At 64.0% G+C, this 21,758-nt stretch carries 22 protein-coding genes; 8 read left to right on the top strand and 14 right to left on the bottom strand.

The window, feature by feature from the left end; all coding sequences use genetic code 11:
• Window positions 1-31: 31 nt before the first annotated feature.
• Entirely contained in the window at window positions 32-610 is a 579-nt protein-coding gene (locus tag AC13C7_RS14985; RefSeq protein WP_474889182.1) for a DUF1285 domain-containing protein, read from the top strand.
• A gap of 69 nt (window positions 611-679) precedes the next feature.
• Here the strand turns inward: AC13C7_RS14985 and AC13C7_RS14990 are convergent, their stop codons facing one another.
• The 9 genes from AC13C7_RS14990 to AC13C7_RS15030 form a co-directional block, all read right to left on the bottom strand.
• A complete protein-coding gene (locus AC13C7_RS14990) occupies window positions 680-1,651 on the bottom strand; it encodes a M28 family metallopeptidase (protein ID WP_172320551.1) in 972 nt (323 codons plus the stop codon).
• Window positions 1,648-2,442: a crotonase/enoyl-CoA hydratase family protein gene (locus AC13C7_RS14995; protein ID WP_482867968.1), complete on the bottom strand. Its 795-nt coding sequence runs from the start codon at window positions 2,440-2,442 to the stop codon at window positions 1,648-1,650. The genes AC13C7_RS14990 and AC13C7_RS14995 overlap by 4 nt, the downstream gene beginning before the upstream one ends.
• A gap of 56 nt (window positions 2,443-2,498) precedes the next feature.
• Complete coding sequence (gene speB / locus AC13C7_RS15000; RefSeq protein WP_482867969.1) at window positions 2,499-3,455, bottom strand: agmatinase; 957 nt, start codon at window positions 3,453-3,455, stop codon at window positions 2,499-2,501.
• A 211-nt stretch (window positions 3,456-3,666) separates the two neighbouring features.
• A complete protein-coding gene (locus tag AC13C7_RS15005; RefSeq protein WP_482867970.1) occupies window positions 3,667-5,013 on the bottom strand; it encodes an SNIPE associated domain-containing protein in 1,347 nt (448 codons plus the stop codon).
• Between the two features lie 254 nt (window positions 5,014-5,267).
• Window positions 5,268-8,060, bottom strand: a complete 2,793-nt coding sequence (polA, locus tag AC13C7_RS15010; protein ID WP_482867971.1) for a DNA polymerase I — start codon at window positions 8,058-8,060, stop codon at window positions 5,268-5,270.
• Window positions 8,061-8,144: 84 nt separating this feature from the next.
• Entirely contained in the window at window positions 8,145-8,591 is a 447-nt protein-coding gene (locus AC13C7_RS15015; RefSeq protein WP_446117495.1) for a hypothetical protein, read from the bottom strand.
• A gap of 79 nt (window positions 8,592-8,670) precedes the next feature.
• Window positions 8,671-8,859 carry a zinc-finger domain-containing protein gene (locus AC13C7_RS15020; protein ID WP_446117496.1) on the bottom strand — a complete coding sequence of 63 codons (189 nt, stop codon included), beginning with the start codon at window positions 8,857-8,859 and terminating at the stop codon, window positions 8,671-8,673.
• A 93-nt stretch (window positions 8,860-8,952) separates the two neighbouring features.
• On the bottom strand, window positions 8,953-9,336 hold the full coding sequence (locus AC13C7_RS15025) for an HIT domain-containing protein (RefSeq protein WP_482867972.1): 384 nt from the start codon (window positions 9,334-9,336) through the stop codon (window positions 8,953-8,955).
• Window positions 9,337-9,348: 12 nt separating this feature from the next.
• The gene (locus AC13C7_RS15030; protein ID WP_482867973.1) at window positions 9,349-10,926 is read right to left on the bottom strand and encodes a DUF5928 domain-containing protein; all 1,578 of its coding nucleotides are present in this window, start codon (window positions 10,924-10,926) and stop codon (window positions 9,349-9,351) included.
• Window positions 10,927-11,059: 133 nt separating this feature from the next.
• On the opposite strand from AC13C7_RS15030, the gene AC13C7_RS15035 reads away from it, so the two are divergent.
• The 3 genes from AC13C7_RS15035 (at window position 11,060) to AC13C7_RS15045 (ending at window position 13,449) form a co-directional block, all read left to right on the top strand.
• Window positions 11,060-11,878, top strand: a complete 819-nt coding sequence (locus AC13C7_RS15035) for a sulfotransferase family protein (protein ID WP_172320542.1) — start codon at window positions 11,060-11,062, stop codon at window positions 11,876-11,878.
• Window positions 11,879-11,939: 61 nt separating this feature from the next.
• Window positions 11,940-12,356, top strand: a complete 417-nt coding sequence (locus tag AC13C7_RS15040; protein ID WP_172320541.1) for an OsmC family protein — start codon at window positions 11,940-11,942, stop codon at window positions 12,354-12,356.
• 31 nt (window positions 12,357-12,387) lie between these two features.
• Window positions 12,388-13,449, top strand: coding sequence for a hypothetical protein (locus tag AC13C7_RS15045; protein WP_482867974.1), 1,062 nt, complete (start codon window positions 12,388-12,390; stop codon window positions 13,447-13,449).
• A gap of 34 nt (window positions 13,450-13,483) precedes the next feature.
• Here the strand turns inward: AC13C7_RS15045 and AC13C7_RS15050 are convergent, their stop codons facing one another.
• The 3 genes from AC13C7_RS15050 to AC13C7_RS15060 are packed head-to-tail and all read right to left on the bottom strand — an operon-like array spanning window position 13,484 to window position 16,064.
• Entirely contained in the window at window positions 13,484-14,479 is a 996-nt protein-coding gene (locus AC13C7_RS15050) for an adenosine kinase (RefSeq protein WP_172320539.1), read from the bottom strand.
• Entirely contained in the window at window positions 14,476-15,120 is a 645-nt protein-coding gene (gene nth / locus AC13C7_RS15055) for an endonuclease III (RefSeq protein ID WP_172320538.1), read from the bottom strand. Before nth ends, AC13C7_RS15050 begins: the two co-directional genes overlap by 4 nt.
• A 59-nt stretch (window positions 15,121-15,179) precedes the next feature.
• Window positions 15,180-16,064, bottom strand: coding sequence for a serine hydrolase domain-containing protein (locus AC13C7_RS15060; RefSeq protein WP_482867975.1), 885 nt, complete (start codon window positions 16,062-16,064; stop codon window positions 15,180-15,182).
• 68 nt (window positions 16,065-16,132) lie between these two features.
• On the opposite strand from AC13C7_RS15060, the gene AC13C7_RS15065 reads away from it, so the two are divergent.
• From AC13C7_RS15065 to AC13C7_RS15080, 4 genes are all read left to right on the top strand, one after another.
• Complete coding sequence (locus AC13C7_RS15065; RefSeq protein WP_482867976.1) at window positions 16,133-16,996, top strand: methylated-DNA--[protein]-cysteine S-methyltransferase; 864 nt, start codon at window positions 16,133-16,135, stop codon at window positions 16,994-16,996.
• A gap of 105 nt (window positions 16,997-17,101) precedes the next feature.
• Window positions 17,102-17,680: a hypothetical protein gene (locus tag AC13C7_RS15070; RefSeq protein WP_482867977.1), complete on the top strand. Its 579-nt coding sequence runs from the start codon at window positions 17,102-17,104 to the stop codon at window positions 17,678-17,680.
• 148 nt (window positions 17,681-17,828) lie between these two features.
• Complete coding sequence (locus AC13C7_RS15075; protein WP_172320534.1) at window positions 17,829-18,485, top strand: YiaD family glycine zipper/OmpA-like lipoprotein; 657 nt, start codon at window positions 17,829-17,831, stop codon at window positions 18,483-18,485.
• Between the two features lie 67 nt (window positions 18,486-18,552).
• Window positions 18,553-19,320, top strand: a complete 768-nt coding sequence (locus AC13C7_RS15080) for an FCD domain-containing protein (protein ID WP_446117507.1) — start codon at window positions 18,553-18,555, stop codon at window positions 19,318-19,320.
• A gap of 68 nt (window positions 19,321-19,388) precedes the next feature.
• Here AC13C7_RS15080 and AC13C7_RS15085 read toward each other — a convergent pair whose 3' ends face one another.
• Both AC13C7_RS15085 and AC13C7_RS15090 read right to left on the bottom strand, forming a co-directional pair.
• Window positions 19,389-20,612 (bottom strand): mandelate racemase/muconate lactonizing enzyme family protein, encoded by a 1,224-nt coding sequence (locus AC13C7_RS15085; RefSeq protein WP_482867978.1) that lies wholly within the window; start codon window positions 20,610-20,612, stop codon window positions 19,389-19,391.
• The gene (locus AC13C7_RS15090; protein WP_482867979.1) at window positions 20,609-21,694 is read right to left on the bottom strand and encodes a Zn-dependent alcohol dehydrogenase; all 1,086 of its coding nucleotides are present in this window, start codon (window positions 21,692-21,694) and stop codon (window positions 20,609-20,611) included. Before AC13C7_RS15090 ends, AC13C7_RS15085 begins: the two co-directional genes overlap by 4 nt.
• Window positions 21,695-21,758 lie beyond the last annotated feature (64 nt).

Here is a 21,758-nt window from a genome sequence, read left to right on the forward strand (position 1 = left end):
ACCACAAATGGCAAAAGCCGAAACAGGACAAATCATCGTGAAACCAACCGCCGACAGCCTGATGAAAGCCGCCAGGGAGGCCCAGAAGGGCGGCAAAATTCCGCCCGTCCACCTGTGGAACCCTGAATTCTGCGGCGATCTGGACATGGAGATCCGGCGCGACGGCACCTGGTTCTACATGGGCACGCCCATCGGGCGGCACGCGCTGGTCAAGCTGTTCTCGTCGATCCTGAAACTGGAGGATGGCCAGTATTTCCTGGTCACGCCGGTGGAAAAGGTCGGCATCCGCGTCGTCGACAAGCCCTTCGTCGCGGTCGATATCGAGGCGGCGGGCGCGGGCGCCGAGCAGGTTATCAGTTTCACCACAAACGTGGAGGATACCGTCATCGCCGGGCCCGAGCATCCTATCCGCGTGGTGCGCGACGAGGAGGGCGAGCCTTCACCTTACGTCATGGTGCGCGCGGGCATGGAGGCGCTGATCGACCGCAAGAGCTTCTACCGGCTGGTCGATCTCGGCGAATCCCACGTGATCGACGGCACCGACTGGTTCGGCGTCTGGTCGCAGGCCACGTTCTTCCCGATCATCCCGGTCGCTGACCTGGACGGCTGAGCGCGAAACGCGTTTTCGAAAACGCGTGGCGCAAACCGCGTCGCCGCGGTTTCCCGCCCGAAACCAGCCTCACGCCAGCCGTGCCACCGTCGCGCCTGTGGCCACGACCAGCCGCGCCGCCTGCTCCAGCCGGTGCCAATCCAGCCGGTCCGTCCCGTCGCTGCTGCTGTGATATTCCGGCGCCTCCGCCCCGCCATCGTAGAACCCGATACAAGGAAAGCCCTGCGCCTCGAACGGCATGTAATCGCTGTCCCAGATATCGGTATGGGCAGTGGCAAGGCTGGTGTGTTCCGCGGCCAGCCGTGCCGCCAGCGCGCCATAGGCCTCCGCCGCCCGGTCATTCGCTGGTGTCGCGTTGCCCTGATCGACCTCGATGAAAAGCGGGGCGTCCGGAGTGTCGCGGCGGCGGGCCAGCATGTCGAGGTTCAGCATCATCGCCACCCGCCACCCCTCGCGCGCGGCGATATTGGCGCAGGCGGTGGAGCCGGCCAGCCCCTGCTCCTCGCCCGAGAACCCAACGAAAACGATCTCATGCGCGAAGGACAGCGGCGCGAGGATCCGCTGCGCCTCGATCAGTGCCGCCATGCCCGAGGCATTGTCGTTGGCCCCCGGCGCGTCCGTTCCGGGGCGCTCCGATATACTGTCGAAATGCGCGCCGACCAACACCACCCCGCGCGGATCAAGCGGATTGCCCGCGACGATATTGTGCCGTGTCACGCCGGTCTGCAGCGTGTAGCCCTGCCGCGCCACGGGCTGTCCGGCCTGCCCCATCGCCCGCGCCACCCAATCCTCGACCGCCGGAAACTGCGGCGACGGGCTCCAGCGGGTCGGGAACGCGGTCAGCCCCTCGACCGTCGCGCGCAGACGGACCGCCGAGACCTGCCCCACCAGTCCCGCCACGCGCGGATGCTCCGGCGGGACCACCACCGGCACCTCGGGCCGGGGGTTTTTCCCCGGCACTTGCGCAGATCCCGGCCCGGCCAGCCCCGCCGCCAGACCGCCCAACAGGACGGCGCGCCGGTCGATGCCGCCCGGGCTCACTTGTAGACCGGCGCGCGCTTTTGCATCTGCGCCATCACCGTTTCCATCTGATTCGGCGCCCCCATCAGTGCCGCCTGCAACTCCGCCTCCAGCCGCAAGCCGTCGCCCGCCTGCCCCCAGAGCGCATCCACCAGCGCCTTCGACGCCCGCACCGCATCGGGCGAGCGCGCCACCAGTTCCTCGGCGAACCCCAACGCTGCGGCGTGTGGATTTTCCTCCACCCGCGTCACCAAGCCTTCACCCAATGCCTCCTCGCCCGACAGCACCCGCGCCGTCATGATCAGCGCCTTGGCGCGATCCGGCGCCATCAGGCGCGGCAGGCTCAGGCTGATGCCCATATCGGGGATGAGGCCCCATTTGCCCTCCATGATCGACAGCTTCGCACCGGGCGCGGCAATGCGGAAATCGCAGGCCAGCGCCAGCTGCATCCCGGCCCCGAAACACACGCCCTCAATCGCGGCGATCACAGGCACAGGCAGGTCCATCAGCGCCTTGGCCGGGGCCTGGAACCGGTTCGGCTGGCCCGGCTCCATCGACAGCATTTCGGCCTTCACGCCCTCCAGGTCGCCCGCAAGGGACATCAGCACCGAAAGGTCGATCCCGGCGCTGAAATCGCCGCCCTCGCCCGAAAGAACCACGGCCCGCAGACCCGGCTCGTCGGCCAGCGCCTCGCAGGCCGCGACCAGGTCGGCCAGCAATTCCAGCGTCACCGCGTTTTTCTTGGCGGGGCGGTTGAGGCGTATCTCGGCCACCGGACCGGCGGCATTGAGGACAGTCATCAGATCGGACATTGCAGAGGCTCCTTTTCGCCCGCAGCAGACGCCGCCCGCCGCCATCGGGTCAAGCGTTACCTCGCGTGGCCCGCGTGCAATACCCGCCCGATCAGGTTCAGCAGCAGTTGCGCCGCCAGCACCGAGGTCACATCGCCCGCGTCATGATCCGGCGCGACCTCGACCAGGTCGATCCCCACCACCCGCTGCCGCGCCGCCAGCCCCGCCAGCAGCTCCAGCACCTCGTAATAGAGGAACCCGCCATGGCTCGGCGTGCCGGTGCCCGGCGCGATGGACGGATCGAACCCGTCGATGTCGATGGTAAAGTAAAGGTCCACATCCGCCGGAATCCGCTTGAGCATCCCCTCAACCCCGATCGCCCGCACCTGCCGGACCGAGAGGATATCCGTCCCCATCGCACGCGCCGCCTCATAGCCCTCCTTCGCGGTGGAACTGACATTGCGGATGCCAAGCTGGCTGATGCCGCTGACATGATCCTGCTCCGCCGCGCGCCGCAGCGCGTTGCCATGGCCATGCCGCACCCCATGGCGTTCATCCACAAAGTCCAGATGCGCGTCGATCTGCACGACTTGGATCGGCCCGCGCCCCTCATAGGCGCGGATGCAGGGGATATGCACCGAATGATCGCCCCCCAGAACCACCGGCAGCGCGCCTTTCGACAGGATGAAGCGCACGGCAGCCTCGATATTGGCGTGGCTGCCATCGGTATCGGTATGGATGATATCGGCATCGCCCAGATCGACGATCGAGGTCTCCGGCCCCAGATAGGTCACGTCATCCTCGTGGTCATACGCACCCCCATGGCCGAAGGAGAACAGCGTCGATGCCTCACGAATGCTCCGGGGCCCGAACCGCGCGCCGGCCCGGAACTGGGTGCCGAAATCGAACGGCGCACCGAGGATGGCGACATCGGCATCCAGAGCCTCCCAATCGGCCAAATAGGGGGATTTGCCGAAGGTGGCGATGCCGGTGAAAGGCAGGTTGATGCCGCCCTTGTCCTGTCCGTGGGTCATGTCGGGCCTCCCGGTTTTTCCGCCCGGCAGGAGACCCTGTTCTGGCAGCCAAGGCAAGCAAAGGGAAGATCTTGTGCCCGCTCGCAGCCACAACAGGGTGTTTGTCCACGTCGTGATCCTGGTTTCGCGGGAATCCGGCCTTTCATGGCGAAGCTGCTGCGCGGAACGAAACGAGATTTCGCCACTGTTGCACCAACTGTTGCACGAACGACTATATCGCTTCGGGCAATACGTCTGACGGTCGTGCCATGTCCTTCAATGCCTCCTTGCGGCGCGAGATGGTTTCATGCCATTCCTGCGCCTCACGGTCCGAGAAAAAGCTGGACGACGGGGCAAGGCGTTTCACGGCTTCCTCGACCTCTTCCAAGCTGACTCGGAAGAACTCTTTCCGCATGTTGGAAGCGTTCACGCGGCGGTCTGCGAACTCTTTGTGAAGAGCGCCTTCGAGGGCTGGGGCTTCATCCGAATAGATCATGGCGTGGGTGTCGAAGCCGAACGGGACGCTCGCGTCACCAAGCTCTTTTACCCTGTCGTCTGGTTCAAGCCGCCGCGTCAGGCCGATCTTGACTACATCCTCGCCAAAGGAACCGATGTTCGAGATAATGTAAACGTATCCAGATTTGGTCATCTCAGCCATAGCGCGGGCCCGTTCGCTTTTCGCGTGGGCTTCGGCCAGAGCAGCTTCCAGCCCCGCAATACGGTCTTCATCTACGCCCGCCTCTAAGCGCGCTTTGTCCAAAAGCTTCTGATACCGTTCCTCCTCACGTTCTGCGGCTTCGGCTTCCGCTAGGAGCTTCTTCTCTTCGCGTTCCGCACGGGCCAGCTCTGCGCGCTCTTCCTTCTCCATCTTTAGGCGTTCACGGTATTCATGCGTCGCGTGCAATTCGTCCAGCTTGAGGCTGACATATTGCTCACTGATACGCAGGTTCATGGACTCGTTGGTTTTGTCGATTTGCTTGGCCGCATTGAGGATACGCTTTTCCATCGCGTTGACGTTGTTCCAGCGCGTGTTTGCGATTGCAGCTTCGCATTCGTTGTTGAAGGCGCGCATGGTCAGACGGGTCTGGCGGTTAATCATCGTCTGACCCTTGGCGCGGCTTCCGTCCACTTGCCAATCCGTCGGACAGAGGGTCGAGGTCTTGGCCGAGACCATTGCTTTCTGGCGGTCGCGGATGCGAATGATCTCTTGCTTGTATTCGTCAGCATCGTTGAACTCGAAATGGGGTTCATAGACGCCCAGTTCCGCGAAAGAGAGCTTTTCGTCATAAATTGCGACTTGTTGCTCTAATTTTCTTAGCGTGGCGCGCTTCTCGGAATAAGAGCTACGCGTCTCTTCGATTTGCTTCCGTATCTCTGTTGCCGTGTCCCTGAGCGTCGAGACTTCATCCTCAACAGATGTGATGGGCGCATATTTTTCCTTGAGCGTTTCTGTGGTCACTTCCGCTTCCGCAATCCGCTTTTCGGCACGGTGTATTGCGCCACGAGCGCGAAGCCAGAGGACCAAAAGAAGGATGGGTAAGAGCAACCAGGCGGTTGCGAAAATCACAATGGGGTCCACCACTCTCAGCCTTTCAATAACTTTCTTTTAATTTGACTGGTGTCGCGGAGCCGATCAAGGAGAAGGTTTACAGACCATCGCTGCGCCATAATGAATGAGAAAGTTGGCCGCAAACCCGTCGCAGTATGCGTCACCGATGTGCGCCCGATTGGGCATGTCGGTCGACTACACCGCCACATTCGCCCCGCACATTACGCCCCCCGCGTATGCACGGGGGGTGCATCGGGGGGTGTACGGGGATGCACCCCCCTTTTTCAGTGCGCCTCGGCCCAGTTCGCGCCCTGCCCCGCATCGACCGTCAGCGGAACCGAGAGCTTCACGGCAGGGTCCGACGCCCCCTCCATCACCTCCCGCGCGCGGGCGATCAGCGTCTCCGCCGCGCCTTCCTCGACCTCGAAGAGCAGCTCGTCATGCACCTGCAAGAGCATCTTCGCGGGCAGGTCCTCGATGGCGTCATCCATGCGGATCATCGCCCGCCGGATCACATCCGCCGCCGTGCCCTGAATCGGCGCGTTGATGGCCGCGCGATGGGCGAATCCCGCGCGCGGGCCCTTGGCGTTGATTTCAGGCGTGTGGATCTTGCGTCCGAAAAGTGTCTGAACGTAACCGTTTGATTTTGCAAATTCTTTCGTGTCATCCATGTAGTCGCGGATACCGGGGAAGCGCTCGAAATAGGTGTTGATGAAGTCCTGCGCCTCGGCCCTGGGGATGCGCAGGTTGCGCGCGAGGCCAAAGCCGGAAATGCCGTAGATTACCCCGAAATTGATCGCCTTGGCGCGGCGGCGCACATCCGGGGTCATCTCTTCCAGCGGCACGCCGAACATCTGGCTGGCGGTCAGCGCGTGGATGTCGATGCCGTCCTTGAACGCCTGCTTGAGCTGGTCGATCCCCGCGATATGGGCGAGGATGCGCAGCTCGATCTGCGAATAGTCCAGCGAGACCAGCACATTGCCCGGCTCCGCCACGAACGCCTCGCGTATCCGTCGCCCTTCTTCAGTGCGCACCGGAATGTTCTGCAAATTCGGATCGGTAGACGCCAACCGCCCCGTGCTGGCCCCGGCGATGGCGTAGGAGGTGTGCACCCGGCCCGTATCGGGGTCGATATGGTCCTGCAACGCGTCGGTATAGGTCGATTTCAACTTGGAAAGCTGCCGCCAATCCAGCACCCGCGCGGGCAGGTCATGCTCGGTCGCCAGATCCTCCAGCACATCCGCGCCGGTGGCATAAGCGCCGGTCTTGCCCTTCTTTCCACCCTCGATCCCCATCTCGTCAAAGAGGATCTCACCCAACTGCTTGGGGCTGCCGACATTGAAGCTGCGTCCGGCAAGTTCGTGGATCTCGGCCTCCAGCCCCGCCATTTTCTGGGAAAAGGCGTTCGACATGCGGGAAAGCGTATCGCGATCGACCTTGATCCCGTGCATCTCCATGCGCGCCAGAACGGGGACAAGCGGGCGTTCCAGCGTCTCATAAACCGTGGTCACCTGCACCTGGTGCAGCTTCGGCTTGAACGCCTGCCAGAGGCGCAGGGTGATGTCGGCATCCTCGGCGGCATAGGGCGCGGCGTCTTCGATCTTGATCTGATCGAAGGTTTTCATGGACTTGCCGCTGCCCAGGATCGACTTGATCGGGATCGGCGTGTGGCCCAGATAGCGTTCGCTGAGCGCATCCATGCCGTGATTGTGGATACCGCCATGCATCGCGTAGGACATCAGCATGGTGTCGTCGATCGGGGCCACCTCGATCCCGTAGCGTTTCAGGATCTTGGCGTCGTATTTCATGTTCTGCCCGATCTTGAGGACGCTCGCATCCTCCAGCATCGGTTTCAGCAGCGCCAGCGCCTCATCCAGGCCCATCTGCCCCTCTTCCAGCGCGTCGCTGCCGAAGAGGTCGTCACCGCCGGGCCTGTGCATCAGCGGCACGTAGCACGCCTTGCCCGCTTCGACGCAAAGACAGACACCCACCAGCCCCGCCTGCATTTCGTTGAGGCCCGTGGTCTCGGTATCCACCGCGATGTAGCCGCGCGCATGGGCCGCGTCGATCCAGACCTGCAGCGCCTCCGCGTCGCGCACGATCTCGTAGCTTGCGGCGTCGAACGGCACCTCCTCGGGCGCCTCCGCGCCCTCCTCGGCCTGGGGTGCGATCTCGATCTCGGGCGCCTCGACGCCCATCTTGTCGGCGATGCGCCTGGTCAGGGTGCGGAACTCCATCTCGGCCAGGAAGGCCAGCAGGGTTTCCGGCTCGGGGGCGCGCAGGTCCAGATCGTCCAGGCTGAAATCAAGCTCCATCGCGTCATCGAGCAGGACAAGCTGGCGCGACAGGCGGATCTGGTCGGCGTGGTCGATCAGGGTCTGGCGGCGCTTGGGCTGCTTGATCTCGCCCGCGCGCTCCAGCAGCGTATCGAGATCGCCATATTCGTTGATCAAGAGAGCCGCCGTCTTCACCCCGATGCCCGGCGCGCCCGGCACGTTGTCAACGCTGTCACCGGCCAGCGCCTGCACATCGACGACCCGCTCCGGCCCGACGCCGAACTTGGCCTCCACCCCCTCGCGGTCGATGCGCAGATTCTTCATCGCGTCGAGCATTTCCACCCCGCCGCCGACCAGTTGCATCATGTCCTTGTCGGAACTGATGATGGTGCAGCGCCCGCCCGCCTCGCGCGCCTGGCGGGCCAGGGTGGCGATGATGTCATCGGCCTCATAGCCCTCGATTTCCAGGCAGGCGATATTGAAGGCGCGGGTGGCGTCGCGGGTCAGCGGGATCTGCGGGCGCAGGTCTTCGGGCATCGCCTCGCGGTTGGCCTTGTATTGATCGTAGAGGTCGTTGCGAAAGGTGTGACTGCCCTTGTCGAATACCACCGCCACATGGGTGGGGGCGTCGGGCCCGTGATTATCCTCGACGAACTTGTGCAGCATGTTGCAAAAGCCCGACACCGCCCCGATGGGCAGCCCGTCCGACTTGCGCGTCAAGGGCGGCAGCGCGTGATAGGCACGGAAGATGAAGGCCGATCCGTCGACCAGATGCAGGTGATGTCCCTTGCCGAATGCCATGTCCGTCCCCCCGTCAGCCGCCCTGTCCAGCCTCGTTCATGACAACCGTTTGGCCCGAAGTCCAGCCGCTGCGCGCCGATCGGCTCAGCCGAAATCCAGGTCGAGGGACTGGACCAGCGCGATGACGATCATGGTTCCGAGGATCGCGAACGCCAACCAGGCAATGAGCTGAAAGGCGATGGCCGTCGCACCCAGGCCGAAACCGCCGATCACCGCGCGCCGCGGTTCGTGCTGAACGAACCCGATGACGGCCAGCACGATGGCCACGGCCCCTATTGCCGCCGTCGCCAATGCAAGGATGCGGTCAATGTCCCAGGGACGTGGCTGCGCCTCGGGTTGCGGCTCACCTCGCAATGCGCGAAGGCCCGATTGCTGAATCTCGGCGGCCAGTTCGCCAAGTGTCACGCCCGCGGAATCAACCGGGGCGAATGGACCGGCAAACAGGTGGACAAGGGTCAGCACCAGCGCGGCAGCGCCCAGCAACATGGCCCAGTTGGCAAACGGAGCAGTCCGGGTGGCAGGCATCGACATGTTGCAGTTCCTTCTGCTGAGGCTCCGAGAGCTGCCACGTTGAGGGCGCGACCGTCAGGCGGTGACCAGCACGGCCGGCTCAGGCGCTCTCAGCATTCTTCAGGACGCTTTCGTGGATGAACTTCTTGTCGCAATAGCCGCATTCGACCTCGCCCGTCTCACGGTCCAGCGACAGCCAGACCCGGGGATGGCCAAGCGCGCCCTCGCCGCCGTCGCACGACACGCGCCAGGCGTTGACAACTTCCGTCTCAGGGGCGTCGATACTCATCCGGGGGCTTCCTTTGCGGTGCGTGGGGCGGCGGTTCCTGCGCCCGATATTACAAATTGTCCCGCCCCCGGCAAGGGCGACGGCAAAGCGCAATCAGCCCTGTTTCTCGATCATCCGCCCGATATTGCGTCCCGCCAGGATATGCACATGCAGATGCGGCACCTCCTGCACGCCATGCTCACCCGCGTTCGAGATCATCCGGTAGCCCCCCCCGCCCGCGCCGGGGTCCACCCCAAGCTGCGCGCAAACCTGCCCGATGGCGCGGGTGTAATCGACGATCTCGGCCTCGCTGGCCTCTGCCGCGAAGTGATCGTAGGTCACATAGGCCCCCTTGGGGATCACCAGCACATGATGCGGCGCGGAGGGCGAGATATCCTTGAAGGCGAGGCTGTGCTCAGTCTCAAGCACGGTGTCATTGGGGATCTCGCCGCGCAGGATTTTCGCAAAGATGTTCAGGTCGTCATAGGCATAGGCCATATCGGTGCCTCCTCAATCGGAATACAGATGCGGGGTTTCGGCGATCTCGCGCGCGGCGTCCATGTCGCAGCCGAAGAACTCGGCGATGGCGACGGCGTTTTCGTCGCTGCTGCGGTCCTCACGCACGCGCCAATGGTTGGAGAACCCGGCCTCGCGGATGCGGGTCGCCTCATAGTCGAACTCATGGCGCAGGGTCGGCAAAAGGTGCTCAACCACCCCGTCCGGTGTGCCGTCATGCGCCAGCCCGACGCGCTGCGCATGGCCGATCAGGTAGTCATCGGTGAAGGTGCACTGGATTTCCAGGATGCGCGCGCTGGACTGGTCGTTCATGAAATCGCGCATCAGGTCGACATTGTTGGGGTCGAGGCAGATGATCAGCCGGTCGACCTCGTAGAAGTCGAACAGAAGCCGCATCACCGCGCGCCGGTGACGGTTGCGTTTCTCAAGCGTGCGTTCCAGCCCGCCCAGGTGGGGGATCTCGCACGACGCCTCGTCGAACATGTATTCCAGCCCCCGCGTCCGCGTCACCCGCTTGGCGGTTTCCAGCAGGCGCTTGGCGACATGCCATTTCTTGCACACGACCATCAGAAGCTCGCGCTCCTGCCCCAGGGTGCTTTCGCTTTCCCAGAACCTCGGCGCGAAGCGGCGCCCGATCCGACCGCGCCCGGCGAGAAACTTGTAGAGCGTCCGCCCCTCGCCCGAGATCGCGAATTCCCGGCGGTCCGAGGCCCATAGCTGGCCAAGCCGCTCCTTCAGCTCCGCCGATTCCGGGGAGATCTTGCGCGCGAAGAGGAAATCTTGGCTCAGCAGCAGGTCGTAATGATCGTTGTAGAGCGTCACCGGCATCCCGTAATCGGTGAACATCAGGAAGGTCAGCGTGCGGCTTTCGATCTCGCGCAGCGCGACCAGGTGATTGACCAGCGTCTGAAAGAAGGTCTCATCCGGGATCCAGGTGGTGCGGAAGAACCGCAGCACATCGGGGCGGTCCTGGCAGAACGCCAGGATCTTCTCGATGGTGCTGCGCCGCAGGCACCACCATTGGCTGCCGATCATGATCTGCATGTCCTCGGGGATGGCCCGTTCCAGCCCCAGGCGCTTTTGCAGGTTCATCAGCGCGTGGAACAGCCGCTTGTGCTTGCGCTCATTGACGAAATGCCGGTAGACCAGCCGTTCGCCGCGCATCCCCGTCTTGATCCAGTCCGAGGCGAAGAAATCGAAGCTTTCGATATAGTCCTTGTCGTTGGCATCCAGGAAATCATGCGCATAGGCCGCCGACTTGATCGAGTTGCAGTCGCCCGAGAGCATGTAGAAATGCGTCGCATCCGGAAAGGCCGCAACCGCTGCCTCGACCGCGCCGAGCGTGGCCTGCACCAGGCTCCATTCCCCCCATCCGCACTTGACCCGCTTGCGCGCGAAAGTGACCGACGGGTTGTCGGCCAGCGCCGCGGTGATCTGGTTGAACTTGTCATTCCCGGCGCGGGCGTCAAAATGGATCGAGATGTAATCGCCGGTCGCGGTCAGGCGGCGGGCCTGGAGGATGATCGCCTCCGGGTCCTTGTGGCACAACAATATGAAGGCAATCTTTGCCATGCGCGAAACAACAAGCCTCAATCTTTCCTTATTGTTGTGCCAATAAGGCCTAATACCAGTTAAAGACAGCCTAGATGTTTGCCGATTCCCGATCAATCCGCAGAACAGACAAAAATAGTGGAGACAGACGAGTATGGGTTTTCCCGGAACCTGGATGACCGAGAGCGAGAGTGTGGTCTATCGCGTGGTGCCCAAATGCGCCTGCTCGACCATCGGGCAGATCATGTATTACGCCGATTCGGGCGAATTCTTCGACGGCGACATCCATGACGCCAAGAAGGGGCTGCACAAATGGGCGCTGGAAGGCTCGCAACCCCTGATCGAGGCCAATGTGCGCGGCCACAAGAGCTTTGCCTTCACCTGCGTACGCAACCCCTACACGCGGATTCTCTCCAGCTTTTTCGACAAGATCTGCGGCATCCAGAGGAACGGCAAACGCTATCGCGGTAACCTGGTGCCGCTCTTGATCCAGAAATACGGCATCGAGGTCGGCGGCGAGGATGGCAAGGGCGAGTTTGACCAGATCGCCAGCTTCCGCCGCTTCCTGCTGTTTGCCCGCGACACCATCCGCTGGCGGCGCCCGATGGACCCGGATATCCACTGGTCGGCCATGTCGGGCCATGTCTCCACCTTCATCGTCAATGGCGGGCGCTATGACCGCATCTTCTGGACCGAGAAGTTCAACGAAGGAATGCAGGGCGTGCTCGATTCGATCGAGAACAAGCACGAGGTGAAGCTGGAGGAGATCCCGCGCTTCAACGAATCCGAAGGTCACGGGCCCAAGCGCCTGCACCCGGTGGAGGACTATTTCGACGACCTGTCGATGCATCTGGTCTACGAGATCTACAAGCGCGACTTCCAGCTGTTCAGATACGATTTCGAGAATCCGGGCAACAAGATGCCCATAGGCGAGATCGACCTGGACGAGGTGCACGCCAAGCTCGGCGATTGACCCTCTGTTTCCCCGCCTGACATCGCAGTAAGACACGGGGAAACAACAACAGGAGACCCCCATGAAAGCGCGCGTGAACTGGACCGGCAAGCGGACCTTCATCGGCCATTCCGGCACCGGCCACAATTTCGTCTTCGGCACCAAGGAAGAGGATGGAACCACCCCCGGCCCAAGCCCGATGGAGCTGGTCCTGATCGGCACCGGCGGCTGTTCGGCCTATGACGTGGTCTCGATCCTGGAAAAGGGGCGCGAGCCGGTCGAGGATGTGATCGTCGAACTGGATGCGGAGCGGGCCGAGGGGACGCCCGCCGTCTTCACCCGTGTCCATATGCGTTTCATCGTCAAGGGGCGTGGGGTCAGCCCGGCCAAGGTGGAACGGGCGATCCAGCTTTCGGTCGAGAAATACTGCTCGGCCTCGGCGATGATCGCCAAGACGGCAGAGATTACCCATGATTTCGAGGTAATTTCCTCAGACTGACACCCGCAATATCGCACCCGGAGCATCCCACGTGACCAGCACACAGATTACGTTGCACATCGGCGCACCTAAAACCGGCTCAAGCTCGGTACAGGGGTTCCTCAAATCGAATCACAAACTGTTGCAGCAATACGGGCTATTCTATCCTACCGGTGAGGATCATCCCGCGCTCGCGGTTTCCCCACACCACCATCTTCTGGTCCATGCCCTGACGCCAATGATGCAGCATTGGTTCGACTTCCCTCCCAGTGAAGCGCATCGAATCCTGATGAAGATCCTCGCTGATGCGAAATCCGATCCCGATACCAAGCAGATACTTCTGTCCCATGAGATGCTTTACAACAACATTGAGCGCATTGATGCCAACGTCCTGAAAGACCTGGTTGGGCAAGATCCGGTTCGCATCCTGGTCTATGCCCGGCGTCTCGATGATTGGAACGAGAGCCTATACCGACAGTTCATTTGGGGCAGGCTGCAACCAAGATCGACCGTGCATCATGGACAGAAAATCCCGATGATCCAGAACACACCTCATGTCCGCGAAATGGAGGCGCGGGGGGTGCGATTCGTTGCCGAGGCATATTCCAGAATGTTGCCACAGGCGGAATTCATCGTGCGGCCCTATTCTGCATTCCGCATCGGAGACGGCGTCATTCCCGATTTCCTGAAAGCTCTTGACCTGCCGCACCAAGAGATCTTGGCCAACGCCGCGCCGCAAGAGCGATTGAACCAGTCACGTCCGGTCGCGCTGACCATACTGCTTTGGCATTTGCAGCAGACCGAGCTGCCCACTGACGTGATTTTTCGGGTCTCCCGTGCCGGTCTCAAGATGGCAAGGCACACGAAGCCACCAATGGAAATCGAGTCCCGGGACTACCGGTTCCTGCCGCCAGAATATGCGCAACAGGCGCTGAAGATTTACACCGAGGACGTAAATCAGTTTCCGTCCCTGGCGGTCGATGGCTGTCTCACCCCCTGGGACAACGCTGTTCCGGCAGAGCTTACGCGAGACGAACAGAAGCGTGTGTTCGATTGGCTGGCACCCAAACTTCAGTCGGATGACCTCGACGCCGTTGCATCGGTTCTCGCGTAAAGGAGGCTGACGTTAGCCAGGAGCCTGAACGCCATCAAATCAAACCCTGTTCCGCGAAGATCGCCTTCAACGCCCGTTTCGGGCGCGGGCCGATATGGCCGATCACCTCGGCGGCGGCGGCAACCCCCATGCGCCCGCATGCCTCCATGTCGCGCCCCGTCGCCAGCCCGTAGAGGAACCCGGCGGCGAACTGGTCGCCCGCACCGGTCGCGTCCACCGGCGTGACCTCCGTTACCGGCACCTCGACCGTGACACCGGCCTGCCGGATGATCACGGCTTGCCCCGACCGGGTGCAGACCACGATGGGACAAACATCCGCCGCCGCATCCAGTGCGGCGGTCAGGTCAGCGGTCTGGTAGAGCGACAGCCATTCATCCTCGTTGCCGATCACGAAATCCATCTCGTCTTCGATCAGCTTGCGAAAATCGGCGCGGTGGCGGTCGACGCAGAACGGATCGGAGAGCGTGATCCCCGCCTGCCCGCCCGCGCTGCGGCAGGCGGCTGCGGCAGCGGCGAAGGCCTCCTTGCCCTTGTCCTTGTCGTAGAGATAGCCCTCCAGGAACAGGATGCGGGCGTTTTCCATCACCGACGCATCCACATCGGCGCCGGAAAACTCGGCCCCCTCGCCCAGATAGGTGTTCATCGACCGCTCGCCATCGGGGCTGACGAAGATCATCGAGCGCGAGGTCGGCAGGTTTTCCCCGCTCGCCACCGGCGGGTTGGGGAAATCGGTGCCCTCGTCTTGCATCTTCTCGGCGTAGAACCGGCCAAGCGTATCGTCGCGCACCCGGCCCACGAAGGCCGTCACGAGGCCGAGTGAACCGATCCCCGCCAGCGTGTTGCCGACTGACCCGCCCGGTGCCTGGGTCCGGTCGCTCATCGCGGCATAGAGCAGCTCGGCGCGTTCACGCTCCACCAGTTGCATGATGCCCTTGGTGATCCCCATGTTCTCCAGGAAATCGTCGGTCCCGTGCGAGATCACGTCGACGATCGCGTTGCCGATCCCGACAACATCATAGGTCTTGGTCATATGGTCTTTTCCTCGAAGGCACAGAGATCGTTTATCAGGCAGGTCGGACAGCCGGGCTTGCGGGCCTTGCACTTGTAGCGGCCATGCAGGATCAGCCAGTGATGGGCGTGAAGCTGGAACTCCGCCGGGATCCGGTCCTCGATGGCGCGTTCCACCGCGTCGACGGTCTTGCCGGGGCAGATGCCGGTGCGGTTGCCGACCCGGAAGATATGCGTATCGACCGCCTGCGCGGGCATGCCCCACCACATGTTCAGCACGACATTGGCGGTCTTGCGCCCCACACCCGGCAGGGATTGCAGCGCCGCGCGGGAGGACGGCACCTCGCCGCCATAGTCCTCGACCAGGATCCGGCTCAGCTTGATGACGTTCCTGGCCTTGTTGCGGTAAAGCCCGATGGTCTTGATATGCTCGATCAGCCGATCTTCGCCCAGATCCAGCATCTTCTGCGGCGTGTCGGCGATCTCGAACAGCTTCGCCGTCGCCTTGTTGACGCCAGCATCGGTCGCCTGCGCGCTGAGGGCCACGGCCACGACCAGCGTGAAGGCATTGGTGTGGTGCAATTCGCCCTTGGGCTCCGGCTCGGCCTCGCGGAAGCGGGTGAAGATTTCGTGGATCGTGGCATAGGGAAGCGGCTTGGACATGATCGCGAGGGCTCCGGGGGTCGGGTCAGAGGCAGGAGTAGAGCGAGCCCGCCGGAAGATCAACGCGAAGCGGCGATTTCGCGGGCGATCCGCGTAGCCTCCCATTCCGCCGGGGCCTCATCCCCGCCATCGGTAAAGCTGGCCACCGTCACGCCGGTATTGGGGAAATGATAGACCGCATTGGCGCAGAACGGCCCGCAGCCGCTATGGCCCAGGGCAGGCCCGAGCCCTTCCACCACACCCTGCATAAGGCCGAGGCCATAGCCGATTGCCGACCACGGCCTGCCGGGAATTGCGCCGCCTGTGAAATGGGATGTCTGCATCTTCTTTAGTGACTGCTCCGAGATCAGCCCGCCCGTCATGACCGTGTGCAGCACCCGCGCGGCATCGCCCGCACTGCCCATCAGGCAGCCGTGATAGACCCATCCGGGGTGATAGCCGCCCGCGCTGTCCCAGTGGATGCGCTCGAAATCCTGTGGCGTCGTGGCCAGCGACACCGAGGTCAGCCCAAGCGGCCCGGTGATCAGCCGCGCGACCATCCGGCCCATATCGCACCCGGCGGCGCGTTCCAGCACGCCGCGCAATTCCAGATAGCCGATATTGGAATAGGCGAACCCGTGACCGGGCGGCCAAAGGGGGGTATCCGCGCCTGCCTCATCCAGCAGTCTGGCGACCGGCCACGGAGCATCGCCGGACGCAACTGCCTTGTGATAGCTCTCCAGCCCGCCATAATCCCGCACCCCCGCCCGATGCGCCATCAGGTGCAGGGTCGAATAGGGACGCCCCGGCAAGGGTTCCTCCAGGTCGAGCGCGCCCGCCTCGGCCAGCCGCAGCGCACAGATGCTCATCACGGTCTTGGTGAAGCTCCACCACGGAAAAAGCGCTCCCTCGGGGCCGTCGCCGCCCGCCCTTTCATCCCGATCCATCCATGCGCTCACCGTCATGACCCGCATAAGGCGCAAGTTTCGGGTCGCGTGGCAAGGGCCGCGCGCCTAGATTTGCGGGCAAGGAGATGCCCGCCATGACCGACACGCCCGAGACCGCCTACCATTACAACGTCATCCGCCGCGCGCTGGATATCATCGACGCGGCCCCTGCCCCCGGCCCCTCGCTGGAGGCCCTGGCCCGCGCCCTCGACATGAGCCCCGCGCATCTGCAACGGGTGTTCTCGCGATGGGTCGGTGTCAGCCCCAAGCGCTACCAGCAATACCTGTCGCTGGACCACGCCCGCACCCTGCTGCGCGACCGCTTCACCACGCTGGCGACGGCGGATGAGGTCGGCCTTTCCGGCTCGGGCCGGTTGCATGACCTGTTCGTGAAATGGGAGGCGATGAGCCCCGGCGAGTTTGCCGCCGGCGGCGCGGGGCTGGAGATCGCCTGGGGCCTTTTCGACAGCCCCTTCGGCCCCGCCATCGTGATGGGGACCGACAAGGGCATCTGTGGCATCGGCTTTACCGCCGAAACCGGGGAAGAGGCCACCATGGCCGACCTGCAATCCCGCTGGCCCGAGGCGCGGTTCAGCGAAGACCCCGACGCGCTGAAGCCCTGGGTCGATGCGGCCTTCGGCGCGACACCCGGCGAAGCGCGGCTCTACCTCATCGGAGCCCCCTTCCAGATCAAGGTGTGGGAGGCCCTGCTGCGCATCCCCACGGGCCATGTCACCACCTATTCCGAGATTGCCGAGGCCATCGGAAACCCAAAGGCCGTGCGCGCAGTTGGCACCGCCGTCGGGCGCAACCCGATTTCCTGGCTGATCCCCTGCCACCGCGCACTGCGCAAGTCGGGCGGGCTTGGCGGCTACCACTGGGGCCTGCCGGTGAAACGCGCCATGCTGGCCTGGGAAAGCGCCGAGGAGGACATGCGCCGCAGCGCGTAAGGCGGTCGAGGGCGACCGGGTTTTGAACCTTCCCCTACGTCAATTCGACCCACGGATATTGCTACCTGATACTTCAACTCAGCACATTCCGTGGAGATTCTTCCTATGAAACCCCTTGCCCTTCTTTCCGCCTCCGCCATCGTTCTCGCCAGCCTGTCACCGGCATCGGCGCAGGAAACAGGCATTTTGCACCTCACCTCGATCACAACGCCCATCGTACCCACCGCCGTCATCACCGGTGACCGCGAGTTCGGCGGCAACGGTCCCAACATGTATATCGGCGTCACACTTGAAGTCGGGCGCGGCGGACGCGCGATTTTCGCTCATGTCGAGTTTTCGGCTCGCGAAACGGGAGGCGACGGATCATTCACACGCACAGAAGAAACCTTCGAGGTCTGGCGTTGGCAGCCGTCGGACGGTGCCCGCTTCGTCTCGCGCATTGATCGCCCGGTCTGGGGCACCGTTGTGTTGTCCCGCCCGACCTGCGCGGGGACTTGCCTGGGGTCCGAGGACGGGGCGCTGATGATGACCGTTAACGCCGATTCGACCGGCCCGGTCCAGATGGTCCGGCTGATCGGAGACACGATGGGCGACGATATATCGGACGACAGCAACCCGCATGGCGATACGTCGATCCGGGCCATCGTCTTCAACCCGCTGGCGGTCGAGTTCACCAGCGGCTGACCCCGCCGCCCGATTTCAGTCGCATCGGCAGGCGGGCAATAATTCGCCTGTCGATGGTTTTCCCCTGCCGTAACCCGTAAGGGCTGATATAGTCCCGCCGAACAAGGCCCGCATCAGTCGGGCCCCTCTTTTTGGGAAAGGCAGCACCATGAATACCTCCTTCCGCATGATCGCGCTCGGCACCATCGCCGCATTCGGGCTGGCCGCCTGCGAACCGGCCTACAACACCGACCCCAACCAGAACCGCACCCGCGACGGGGCCATCATCGGCGGCATCCTCGGCGGGTTCCTCGGCGCCGCCTCGGACAACGACAACCGGGGCCGCAACGCGGTGCTCGGCGCGGCGGCGGGGGCGGCTGTCGGCGGGGCGATCGGCTATTCGCTGGATCAGCAGGCCGCCGATCTGCGCGCCTCGATGGCGAATAACCGGATCCAGATCGACAACCGGGGCGATTACCTGCTGGTGACCATGCCCGAGGGCATCCTCTTCGCCACCGACAGCGCCGCCGTGCGGGCCGATCTTCAGGCCGACATCCGGGCGCTGGCGCGCAACCTCCAGGAATACCGCGACAGCACGGTCGAGGTCGTGGGCCATACCGACAACACGGGGTCGGCGGAATACAACCAGGACCTGTCGGCGCGCCGCGCCTCGGCCGTTGCGGGCATCTTGCTGGAACAGGGCGTCGCCCCCTCGCGCGTGCGAAGCATCGGACGCGGCGAAGATCAGCCGGTGGCCACCAACCTCACGCCCGAGGGCCGCGCGCAGAACCGCCGGGTCGAGATTTTCATCCGTCCAAACGCCTGACCTGGGCGGCTTTTTCTGGACACCCCCTGATGTGGTCATCTAACCTGACCAATCAGGGGGTGCCTCCATGCCGTTCCAGCGCATCGAATCCGAAAAGCTGTCGCAATCCGTCGTTCACCAGATCGAGGAGCTGATCCTGCGCGGCATCCTGCGCCCCGGCGAACGTCTGCCGTCCGAACGCGAACTGTCCGAACGGCTCGGCGTGTCGCGCCCGTCGCTGCGCGAGGCGGTCTCGGATCTGCAGGAGCGCGGCCTGCTGACGGCACGCGCAGGCGCGGGGATCTACGTGGCCGAGGTTCTGGGCAGCGCCTTTTCCCCCGCGCTCATCAAGCTCTTCAGCGCGCATGAGGAAGCCGTGTTCGACTATCTCGATTTTCGCCGCGACATGGAGGGGATCGCCGCCGCGCGCGCGGCGCTGTCGGCAACCAAGACCGATCTCAAGGTGATCGACACGCTGTTCACCAAGATGGAAGCCGCCCATTCCAAGCGCAATCCCGCGGATGAGGCCGAGCTGGACGCGCAGTTCCACCTTGCCATCATCGAGGCCAGCCATAACGTGATCATGCTGCACATGATGCGGTCGATGTTCGATCTGCTGAAGGAGGGCGTGTTCTTCAACCGCGCCGCCATGTTCCGCCACCGCAACACCCGCGACATCCTGCTGGAGCATCACCGCGCCATCAACGACGCGATCCAGGCGCGCGACCCAGACGCGGCGCGCGCCGCGATCGAGCTGCATCTGGGCTTCGTCGAAGAGGCGCTGACGCAGGAAAAGAAGATCGAGCGCAACGAGGAAATCGCCCGGCTGCGCTACGCCCACGAGCAGGAGCGCTAGGCTAACGACCGGGGGATGCGCTCGGTCGACCGAGCGCCTGTGCGGCCCGTCGACGGGCCGCCCGCCCGCTATTCCGGCGAGCCGCCCGCAAAGGCATTGCCGTTCTGCCAGTCACATGGGTCATCCTGCATTTCCAGATGCAGCCCCGCCCTGTCGCAGGGATGGGCCCGCGCCAGATCCTCGTTGAAGGCGATCCCAAGCCCCGGCCCCGATGGCGCGGCGATGAACCCCTCCTCGACCTTGATCGTCGCCCCGATCAGGGCTGCATGAAACTCCGTCTCGATCGTCTCGACCAGCAGCAGGTTGGGGCAGGTCACGCCCAGATGGATATTGGCGGCCCATTCCACCGGTCCGGCATAGAGATGCGGCGCGATCTGCGCGCCGAAGCCTTCGGCCAGCGTGGCGATCTTCTTGCCCTCCCAGAGGCCCCCCGCACGGCCAAGCGCCGGTTGCAGGATCGTCGCAGCGCCCGCGCGCAGCACCTGCGTGAACTCCGCCTTGGTGGTCAGCCGCTCGCCGGTGGCCACCGGGATCCGCACCGCGCGCGCGACCTCGGCCATGGCGGCGTGATTGTCGGGCGGCGTCGGCTCTTCGAACCAGAGCGGCGAATAGGGCTCCAACGCCTGTCCCAGGCGGATCGCACCACCGGGCGTGAATTGCCCATGCGTGCCGAAAAGCAGGTCGGCCCGGTCGCCTACGGCCTCGCGGATCGCCTTGCAGAAAGCGACGGAACGGGTGACGTCCGACATCGCCGGCATATGCCCGCCGCGCATCGTGTAGGGGCCGGCCGGGTCGAATTTCAGTGCGGTCCAGCCTTCCCCGACCTTGGCCGCAGCCGCCTCTGCCGCCATATCGGGAGAAATCCAGAAATCCGCCGAGTCGTGATGCGCCAACGGATAGAGATAGGTATAGGCGCGCACACGCTCATTCATCCGTCCGCCCATCAGCGCCCAGACCGGACGGCCCCGCGCCTTGCCCAGGATATCCCAACAGGCGATCTCCAGCCCCGAAAACGCACCCATCACGGTCGGGTCGGGGCGCTGCGTGAACCCGCTGGAATAGGTGCGGCGGAACATCCGCTCCACATTCTCGGGGTTCTCGCCTTCGAAGTAGCGCGCGAACACATCCTCGATCACGGCCCGCATTGCGGCAGGCCCGACCGTGGAGGCATAGCATTCGCCATAACCCACGATCCCGCAGGCCGTGGTCAGCCTGGGAAATATCCAGTAGCGCCCGCCCATGCCGGGATCAGGCGGGGCAACGGTGAAGATCTCCAGCTCCGCCAGTCTCATGACAGCACGATCACATTGCGACGGGCATGGCCGGTCTTGGTGTCGGCAATCGCCTCGTTGATCTGGTCCAGCCGCCAGCGACCCGAGATCAGCTCATCCAGCTTCAGCCGGCCCTGCCCGTACATATCGACCATCCAGGGAATGTCCCGCGCCAGCACGGTGTCGCCCATCTTGCTGCCTTTCATGCCCTGCCCGACGGCGGCGATGATCACCGGCTCATACTCGGCCTTGGCACCGGAATGGGGCATCCCGACCGCGTAGGCCATGCCGCCCTTGCCCAGAAGGCGCAGCGCCTGGTCATAGGCTGGGATCGCGCCGACGGTGACGAAGACCGCATCGGCCATCCTGCCGCCGGTGATCCTGGCCACCGCCTCCCAGGGCTTGTCGCCGGTCGCCAGCAGCGCGTCGGTCGCCCCGAAGGCGCGCGCGTCCTCCAGCTTGTCCTCTGACATATCCATCGCGATGATCCGCGCCGCGCCCGCGATGCGCGCGCCCTGGATGGTGTTGAGGCCGACGCCGCCCGCGCCGATCACCACCACGTTCTGACCGGGCCGCACCCGTCCCGTGTTCACCACCGCGCCAATGCCGGTGATGACGCCGCAGGCCAGGAGGCTGGCCACGTCCGAGGGCATGTCGTCGGGCAAGGGGGCCAGCTGGCTCTGATGCACCACCACGGCCTCGGCGAAGGCCCCGCAATTCATCGCCTTCAGCGCCGTGGAACCATCCGCGAGCGTAATCGCCCCCTCCGCCGCGGGCGTTCCGTCGCAATAGACCGGCGCGCCGCCCGCGCAAGGCCCGCAGGTGCCGCAGGATTTGATCAGCGTCACCAGAACCTTCTGCCCGACCCGATATCCTGTCACCCCTGCCCCCACGGCGGTGATCTGCCCCGCCGCCTCATGCCCGTAGACGGCAGGCAGGTCGCCGCCCCAAGCGCCGTCCATGTAGGATATGTCGGAATGGCAGATCGCGACCGCCTCCAGCCGCACCTGGACCTCAGCCAGGTCAGGCGGCCGCAGGGTGATCTCCTCGATGCGCAGATCCTGCCCGAACGCATGGCAGACGGCGGCTTTCACTTTGGTCATCGGCGGTGGCTCCCTTGCCCGGTGTCGCGATGACCATGCGGATGCGTGCGCCCTGGTGCAACCC

The sequence above is a fragment of the Alterinioella sp. B-7 genome, assembly GCF_056857775.1.